The sequence below is a fragment of the Kitasatospora sp. MBT63 genome (assembly GCF_000710465.2).
Taxonomy (GTDB): domain Bacteria; phylum Actinomycetota; class Actinomycetes; order Streptomycetales; family Streptomycetaceae; genus Kitasatospora.
On record NZ_JAIZ01000432.1, the window covers coordinates 1 to 7,919 of the forward strand.

General features: G+C 75.9%; 7 protein-coding genes and 1 pseudogene. 7 read left to right on the plus strand and 1 reads right to left on the minus strand.

Annotated features, from left to right (window positions below; genetic code table 11):
- Nucleotides 1–38 precede the first annotated feature (38 nt).
- From AA75_RS23910 to AA75_RS23935, 6 genes are all read left to right on the plus strand, one after another.
- Nucleotides 39–1,253, plus strand: coding sequence for a type III PLP-dependent enzyme (locus AA75_RS23910; RefSeq protein ID WP_033822264.1), 1,215 nt, complete (start codon nt 39–41; stop codon nt 1,251–1,253).
- Nucleotides 1,254–1,428: 175 nt separating this feature from the next.
- Nucleotides 1,429–2,442, plus strand: coding sequence for an ATP-binding cassette domain-containing protein (locus tag AA75_RS23915; protein WP_082526776.1), 1,014 nt, complete (start codon nt 1,429–1,431; stop codon nt 2,440–2,442).
- Nucleotides 2,439–3,287, plus strand: coding sequence for an ABC transporter permease (locus AA75_RS23920; protein WP_033822265.1), 849 nt, complete (start codon nt 2,439–2,441; stop codon nt 3,285–3,287). Before AA75_RS23915 ends, AA75_RS23920 begins: the two co-directional genes overlap by 4 nt.
- Before the next feature lie 199 nt (nt 3,288–3,486).
- On the plus strand, nt 3,487–4,773 hold the full coding sequence (locus AA75_RS23925; RefSeq protein WP_233289161.1) for a sensor histidine kinase: 1,287 nt from the start codon (nt 3,487–3,489) through the stop codon (nt 4,771–4,773).
- Nucleotides 4,770–5,447, plus strand: a complete 678-nt coding sequence (locus AA75_RS23930) for a response regulator transcription factor (RefSeq protein ID WP_033822266.1) — start codon at nt 4,770–4,772, stop codon at nt 5,445–5,447. The genes AA75_RS23925 and AA75_RS23930 overlap by 4 nt, the downstream gene beginning before the upstream one ends.
- Before the next feature lie 59 nt (nt 5,448–5,506).
- The gene (locus tag AA75_RS23935) at nt 5,507–6,625 is read left to right on the plus strand and encodes a M20 family metallopeptidase (protein ID WP_033822267.1); all 1,119 of its coding nucleotides are present in this window, start codon (nt 5,507–5,509) and stop codon (nt 6,623–6,625) included.
- 97 nt (nt 6,626–6,722) lie between these two features.
- On the opposite strand, the gene AA75_RS23940 is transcribed toward AA75_RS23935, so the two are convergent.
- Nucleotides 6,723–7,538, minus strand: a complete 816-nt coding sequence (locus AA75_RS23940) for a maleylpyruvate isomerase family mycothiol-dependent enzyme (RefSeq protein WP_033822268.1) — start codon at nt 7,536–7,538, stop codon at nt 6,723–6,725.
- A gap of 130 nt (nt 7,539–7,668) precedes the next feature.
- Here AA75_RS23940 and AA75_RS23945 point away from each other — a divergent pair.
- Nucleotides 7,669–7,919: pseudogene (locus AA75_RS23945) on the plus strand (hypothetical protein); the annotation flags it as partial.

Here is a 7,919-nt window from a genome sequence, read left to right on the forward strand (position 1 = left end):
GACCGCCACCCCACCCGCACCCCCGCCCGGAGCACCCGATGACGGCCACCGCCCCCGTCCGCCGCCTCGCCGCCGCACTGACCCCCGACGACCTCCCCGCGTACCTGTACGACCTGGCGGCGCTGCGCGCCCACGCCGCCGCCGTCCGGGCCGCCCTCCCCGCCCGGGTCGAGCTGTACTACGCGGCGAAGGCCAACCCCGAACCACCCGTCCTGGCCGCGCTGCGCGGCGCCGTGGACGGCTACGAGGTCGCCAGCGGCGGCGAGGCGGCGCACGTCGCGGCCGTGGTGCCCGGCGCGCGGCTGGCCTTCGGCGGCCCCGGCAAGACACCCGCCGAGATCGCCGCAGCCGTCCGGTCCGGGGTGCACCGCTGGCACCTGGAGAGCGAACAGGAACTGCACCTGCTGGCCGACGCGCTCGCCGACCACCCCGACGCCGGGGCCGACGTCCTGCTGCGGGCCAACCTGCCGCTCGACCCGGGTGCACTGGACTCCGTCGCCCTGACGATGGGCGGCCGGCCGACCCCGTTCGGACTCGACCCCGACCGGGTCGAGCACTGCGTCCGGCTGCTCGCCGGTCCGCTCGGGCGGCGGATCCGGCTGCGCGGCATCCACGCCCACCTGGCCAGCGGCCTCTCCGCGGACCGGCAGACCGCCCTGGCCGGGCACATCGTCGACTGGTCGGCCGGCCTGGCCCGGCGGCACGGCCTCGCCCTGGACGAGGTCAACGTCGGCGGCGGCATGGCCGTCGACTACGCCGACCCCGGCGCCCGCTTCGACTGGACCGCCTTCGGCACCGGGCTGGCGAAACTGCTCGACCGCCACCCCGGCCTCACCCTGCGGATCGAACCCGGCCGCGCCCTGACCGCCTACTGCGGCTGGTACGCCACCCAGGTGCTGGACGTGAAGCACAGCCACGGCGAGGACTTCGCCGTCGTCCGCGGCGGCACCCACCACCTGCGCACCCCGGCCACCCGCGGCCACGACCAGCCGTTCGAGGTGCTGCCGGTCGAGCACTGGCCGCACCCGTGGCCGCGCCCCGCCGCCCGCACCGGCCGCGCCACCCTCGCCGGCCAGCTGTGCACCCCCAAGGACGTCCTCGCGCACCGCGCCCCCGCCCCGGGCCTGCGGGCCGGCGACCGGGTGCTGTTCGCGATGGCCGGCGCCTACGCCTGGAACATCTCGCACCACGACTTCCTGATGCACCCCCGCCCCGGCTTCCACCACCTCGACGAGGCGCCCCCGGGCAGCTGACCGGCCCGTCGGCCGGCCCGCCTCCCCGGCCGGGCCGACTGCGCCGGTAGTACCGCGGTACCACCCGTCCGGGTCCCTTCCCGCCCTGGGTACCACGGTTGCGGGCCAGGTCGCGCCTAGCGTGGGCAGCGAGGCGATCCGGGGCGACCGGTGCCCGAGCGTGAGGGAAGAACCGATGATCGAAGCGCACCAGCTGACCAAGCGGTACGGGGAGAAGACGGCGGTCGACCGGCTGGACTTCACCGTCAAGCCGGGCTCCGTGACGGGATTCCTGGGCCCCAACGGCGCGGGCAAGTCCACCACGATGCGGATGATCGTCGGCCTGGACGCGCCCACCGACGGCTCGGTCAGCGTCAACGGCCGCCGCTACGCCCAGCACAGCGCCCCCTTGCAGGAGGTCGGCGCCCTGCTGGAGGCCAAGTCCATCCACCCCGGCCGCACCGCGTTCAACCACCTGATGGCCCAGGCCCACACCCACGGCATCCCGCGCCGCCGGGTCGACGAGGTGATCGAGCTGACCGGCCTGCAGTCGGTGGCCAGGAAGCGCGCCGGGGCCTTCTCGCTCGGCATGGGCCAGCGGCTCGGCATCGCGGCCGCCCTGCTCGGCGACCCCGCCACGATCATGCTGGACGAGCCCGTCAACGGCCTCGACCCCGAAGGCGTGCGGTGGATCCGCAACCTGCTGGTCGGTCTGGCCGCCGAAGGCCGGACGGTCTTCGTCTCCTCCCACCTGATGAGCGAGATGGCGCTGGTCGCCGACCACCTGATCGTGGTCGGCCGCGGGCGGCTGCTGGCCGACACCACCGTCGAGGAGCTGGTCCGCCAGTCCGGCGGCGACACCGTGAAGGTCGCCAGCTCCGACCCCGGCCGGCTGCGGGAGCTGCTGGCCGCCCCGGGCGTGGGGATCACCGGCCGCAGCGGCTCCGAGGAGCTGCTGGTCACCGGCGTCACCGCGCGCGAGATCGGCCTCAAGGCCGCCGAGCACGGCATCGCGCTGTTCGAGCTGAGCTCCCGGCAGGTCTCCCTGGAGGAGGCGTTCATGGAGCTGACCAGGGACGCGGTCGAGTACCACGGCACCACCGGCCCCGGCCTCACCGGCACCACCGACCCGCTCGCCGGCGCCGACCCGGCCACCACCAGCGGCCCGCTCACCACCACCGGCCCCGACACCCCCGGGAGGGCGGCATGACCACCATCGCCCCGATCCAGACCTCAGGGCCGGCCGCCGAAGGCCGCCCCCGCCCGGCCTACCGGGTGACCGGCCGCCGCGTCCTGCGCGCGGAGTGGGCCAAGCTCTGGTCGCTGCGCTCCACCTGGATCACGCTGGGCCTGGCCCTGCTGTTCGTGGTGGCGTTCGGCCTGATCGCCTCGGCCCAGTACAAGTCCCGGATCACCTCCGGCGGCCGGATGGACCACGACTTCGCCGCGGCCAGCGCCGTCCGGCTCTCCCTGTTCGGCACCAACTTCGGGCAGCTCGCCCTCGGCGTCCTCGGCGTCCTGGTCACCGCCGGGGAGTACTCCACCGGGATGATCCGCTCCACCCTGGCCGCGGTCCCCAAGCGGCTGCCGGTGCTGTGGTCCAAGGCCGTCGTCTACGGCCTGGTCGCACTCACCGTCGGCACCGCCGGCGCCTTCACCGCCTTCCTGATCGGCAGCCGGATCGTCACCGGCACCCCGGCGGCGCTGACCATCTCCGACCCGGGCGTGGTGCGCAGTCTGCTCGGCGCCGGGCTGTACCTCGGGCTGGTGGGCGTGATCGGGACGGCGCTGGGCGCGCTGCTGCGCTCGGTCGCGGGCGGGATCTCCGTACTGGTGGCCTCGCTGATGCTGATCCCCGGCCTGGTGAGCCTGCTGCCCACGGCGTGGCAGGACCACATCGGGCGGTACCTGCCCAGCAACGCGGGCGAGTCGATGTTCACCCTGCACCACGTCGCGAACACCCTGACGCCCGGCACCGGCCTGCTGGTGTTCCTCGGCTGGACCGCGCTGGCCCTGGCCGGCGCCGCCTGGCGGCTCGGACGCACCGACGCCTGAGCCCCCCGACGCCCGAGCCTCCGACACCCGAGCCTCCGAGGCCTGAGACACTGCCCGGGCGAGGGACCGGTGGCCGGCGGCCGACCCGAGGCCGCCGGCCACCGGTCCCGCCCCCGACGGACGGACGACCGCTGTGACCATCGACGACACCCCCCGGACGGGAGCGCCCCCACCGCCGCCACGGGTGTACCCGCCCGCGGTGGGCCTCCCGCCGGCCGGCCTGGACGCGCTCGGCGGGCACCCGCTGGTCGCCCACGCGGCCCGCGCCGGGCAGCGGCTGCGCCTGCTCGACGCGGACCGTCCGTGGCTGCTGGACACCGCGGTGGTGATCGCGGTGTCCGTGCTGTTCTGCATCCCGGACCTGGTGCACTCCGGCGGGCCGCGCGGGATGCGGATCCACGCCACCCGCCTGCCGCCCGCCGGGACCCTGGTGCTGCAGGCCGCGCTGGTGGTCCCGCTGTGGTGGCGCCGCCGGGCGCCGTCCGCCACCTTCGGCGTCGTGGCGGCCGTCTTCATCGTGCAGTGGACGGTCATGGTGTGGCTGCGTGCGGACGTGGCGCTGCTGATCGCCCTGTACAGCCTGGCCGTGCACGGCAGGCTGCGGCACCTGCCCTGGGCGTGCGCCGTGATGGCCGCGGCCCTCGGCGTGGTCGCCTTCCGGGTCTCGACCGCGGTGTTCTTCGGCGACGCGCTGTTCTTCCTGGTCAGCGCCGCCACCGCGTCCGTCGCCACCGGGCTGGTGCTGCGGATCCGCCGGGCCCACCTGGCGGCGCTGCGCGAACGCGCGATCCGGCTGGAGATCGAACGCGACCAGCGCACCGAGCTGGCCGCCGCCGCCGAACGGGCCCGGGTCGCCCGCGAGATGCACGACATCATCGGCCACAACCTGTCGGTCATCATCGGTCTCGCCGACGGCGGGGCGCACGCCGCGGAGGCCAACCCGCAGCGCGGCCGGCAGGCCCTGGAACTGATCGCCGGGACGGGCCGGCAGGCGCTCGGGGAGATGCGCCGGATGCTGGGCGTTCTGCGGGACCGCCAGGACGGTCCCGGGCTGCGGCCGCAGCCCGGCGTCGCCGACCTCGAGGACCTGTGCGAGCGGATCCGGTCCGCCGGGCCGCGGGTGCTGTACCGGACGGTGGGCGCCCCCGAGTCGCTGGACCCGGCCGCCCAGCTGACCGTCTACCGTATCGTCCAGGAAGCGCTCACCAACACCCTCAAGCACGCCGGACCCCGGACCAGCGCCGAGGTCCACCTGACGGTCGACGAGGCGGTGGTCCGCATCCGGGTCCAGGACAGCGGACAGCGGGCCGACGGCCCGCGGGCCGTGCCGCCCGGCGACGGCGGCCAGGGGCTGTCCGGGATAAGCGAGCGCGCCGCCCTGTTCGACGGGACGGTCACCGCCGGACCGGCCCCGGGCGGCGGCTGGACCGTCGAGGCCGTCCTGAACCTCAACCCGCCCCCAGCCCCGGAAAGCCGCGCCACGTGACCACCGTGCTCATCGTCGACGACCAGCCGCTCCAGCGATTCGGCTTCCGGATGCTGCTGGAGAGCACCGCCGGGACCTCCGTGGTCGGGGAGGCCGCCCACGGCGCCGAGGCGGTCCGGCGGGCCGCCGAACTCAGCCCGGACGTGGTGCTGATGGACGTCCGGATGCCCGGCATGGACGGCATCGAGGCGACCCGCCGGATCGTCGCCGCCGGCGGCCGCTCGCGGGTCCTGGTGCTGACCACCTTCGACATGGACGAGTACGCGCACGCGGCACTGCGGGCCGGGGCCAGCGGCTTCCTGCTGAAGGACGCGCTGCCGGAGGAGCTGCTGGCCGGGATCCGCGCGGTGGCCTCCGGCGATGCGGTGATCGCCCCCGGGCTGACCCGCCGGCTGCTCGACGCGTACGCCCACCACCTCCCGGTCCGCGGGCCGGGCGAGGGCCCGTCCGGTGACCCGCGGCTGGCCGCCCTCACCGAGCGGGAACGCGAGATCCTGGTCGCCGTCGCCCAGGGCTGGACCAACGGCGAGATCGCGCAGCGGCTGGTGCTCGCCGAGTCCACCGTCAAGACCCACGTCGGCCGGGTCCTCGCCAAGGTCGGTGCCCGCGACCGGGTGCAGGCCGTGATCTTCGCGTACGACCTCGGGCTGACCCGCGCGGCCGGCCCCGTCTGACCGGTCCCCTCCGCGCTGCGCAAGATCATCGAGGGGTGGGGGCTGGCTAGGCTGTCGCCATGACGATGCCCAGGACCCGCCCGGTGAGCGTGGACGCGATGATCGAGGACCTGCGGACCCTGGTCGGCGTCGAGTCCCCCTCGCGCGACCTCGAGGCCCTGGCGGTGTCGGCGAAGACGGTCGCCGCCGTCCTGGAATCCCGCCTCGGCGGACGCGCCCGGCTGATCGACAGCGGGGCCGGGTCCCACGTCCACTGGTCCGGCGGTGGCGAACCCCGGGTCCTGATCCTCGGCCACCACGACACGGTCTTCCCGCTCGGCACCCTGCAGCGGCGCCCGTTCACGGTGGCGGACGGGCGGGCGACCGGGCCCGGCGTCTTCGACATGCTCGGCGGCCTGGTGCAGGCCGTCCACGGCGTCGCGGCCCTGGCGGACCGGACCGGCGTCGAGATCCTGGTGACCGCCGACGAGGAGGTCGGCTCCGCCACCTCCCGGCCCCTCATCGAGGAACGGGCCCTCGCCTGCGGAGCCGTCCTCGTGGTCGAGGGGGCCGCCGACGGCGGCGGGCTGAAGACCGCCCGCAAGGGCTGCGGCACCTTCACGATCACCGTCACGGGCCGGGCGTCGCACGCCGGGCTGGAACCCGAGGCCGGGGTCAACGCCCTGGTCGAAGCGGCCCACCAGGTCCTGGCCGTCGCCGCACTCGGCCGGCCCGACCTCGGCACGACCGTCACCCCGACCGTCGCGTCCGCCGGCACGCTGGACAACGTCGTCCCGGCGGCGGCGACCGTGGTCGTCGACGTCCGGGTCGAGTCGGCCGCCGAGCAGGAACGGATCGAGTCCGCCTTCGCCGCCCTGGCCCCGCACCTCGACCGGGCCGAGATCACCGTCGAAGGATCGGTCGGCCGGCCCCCGATGCCGGCGTCCGCCTCGGCCGGGCTGTTCGCGGTGGCGGCGCGGCTGCTCCCCGGCATCGAGGGCCGGGCGGTCGGCGGCGGCAGTGACGGCAACTTCACCGCCGCCCTGGGGGTGCCGACCCTCGACGGGCTCGGCGCGGTGGGCGGCGGCGCCCACGCCGACCACGAGTACCTGCTGATCGACCGCATGGCCGAGCGGGCGGAGCTGGTCGCCGGCCTGGTGGACGCGGTCCGGCAGGGGGGCGGCCTGCTGCGGGGGTAGCCCCCGCGAGTGGCGTTGGCCGCTGCGGAGCGGTGCGGGTCCCCGGACGGCCGAGTGCCGGAGCACCGCGACCCGGCCGGCCCCGGGTGCCGATGCCTCAGGGCGCCGTGAAGAGGCCCGGGAAGCCAGGGGCGAGCCACGGGCGGCGGCCCCAGGCGAGGATCTTGCCGCGGAGCAGGACGGCGACCGGGCCGACCCGGCCGAGGGCGAGCAGGAAGAACGCCACCGGGTCGGCCAGGATCGTGCAGTCGGCCCGCGGCGGCGGACCGTCGGTGACCACCGCCACCCCGTCGGTGAAGGTGACCGCGAACCCGCCGCCGCCGCGTACCCGCAGGTCGTAACAGGCACTGTGGCCCGCCGCCGCCCGGTCGTTCACCACCCTGGGCATGGCGGTGCGCAGGAACGGCACGGTCAGCGCGACGCGGTGACGGTCGATCGGGTGCGGCCGCCGCAGGGCGACGGCGATGTCGTACGCGTGCCCGAGCATGTGGGTCAGCAGGTACGAGCCGAGGGTGCCGAGGTCCATCGGGCCCAGCGGGGTGAGGACCGGTTCGGTGGCGGCGCGCGGGCCGGCGGCGTCGGTGAAGGCCCGGGCGTGGCGGACGATGGCGTCGGCCAGGGCGGCCGGGTCGCGTTCGGGGTAGGCGGCGAGGGAGGCCTCGTTGGCGGCGGCCAGGCTGCCCGGGGTGCCGTCGCCGTACGGGCGTTCGGCGCCCGTGGCCAGCGCGGCCATCAGCTCGTTGGCCAGCGCCAGGTGGGCCGCCGCCTGGCCGACCGTCCACTCGGCCCCGGGGATCGGCAGATCCGGGTCGTCGCAGCCGAGCAGCAGGGCGGCCGTCTCCGCGGCCACCTCGTCGACCGCGCGGAGCAGGTCGTCGCGGATCGCGGTCCGGGGCCCGGTGGGTGAGGTCATGGATGTGAAGCGTGGGGCACGGCGGCCCGGCTGTCCAGAGGTGGACCGCTCCCGATCCGCACCGGATCCCCACCCGGCCCGCCAAGCACCGGCGCAGGTCAGGCGGACGGGTGTTCTAGGATGTCGGCCTATGACGGATGCACGGGGGATGGAATCGGCCCACAGCGGCGAACCACTGGTGACCGGAGTGCCGGAGCCCGACTGGCAGGGGCTGGCGGAGCGTCACGAGCGTGAACTGCGGCGGCGCAAGCAGGTCAGGCTGACCGTGGCGGGCGTCCTCGCCGTCGCCGTCGTCGGGGGCGGGGTCGCCACGGCGGTGCAGGTGGCCGGTCCGAAGCACGGCTCCCCGAACGCCGCCGGCGCCACCTCGGCCGCACCCGC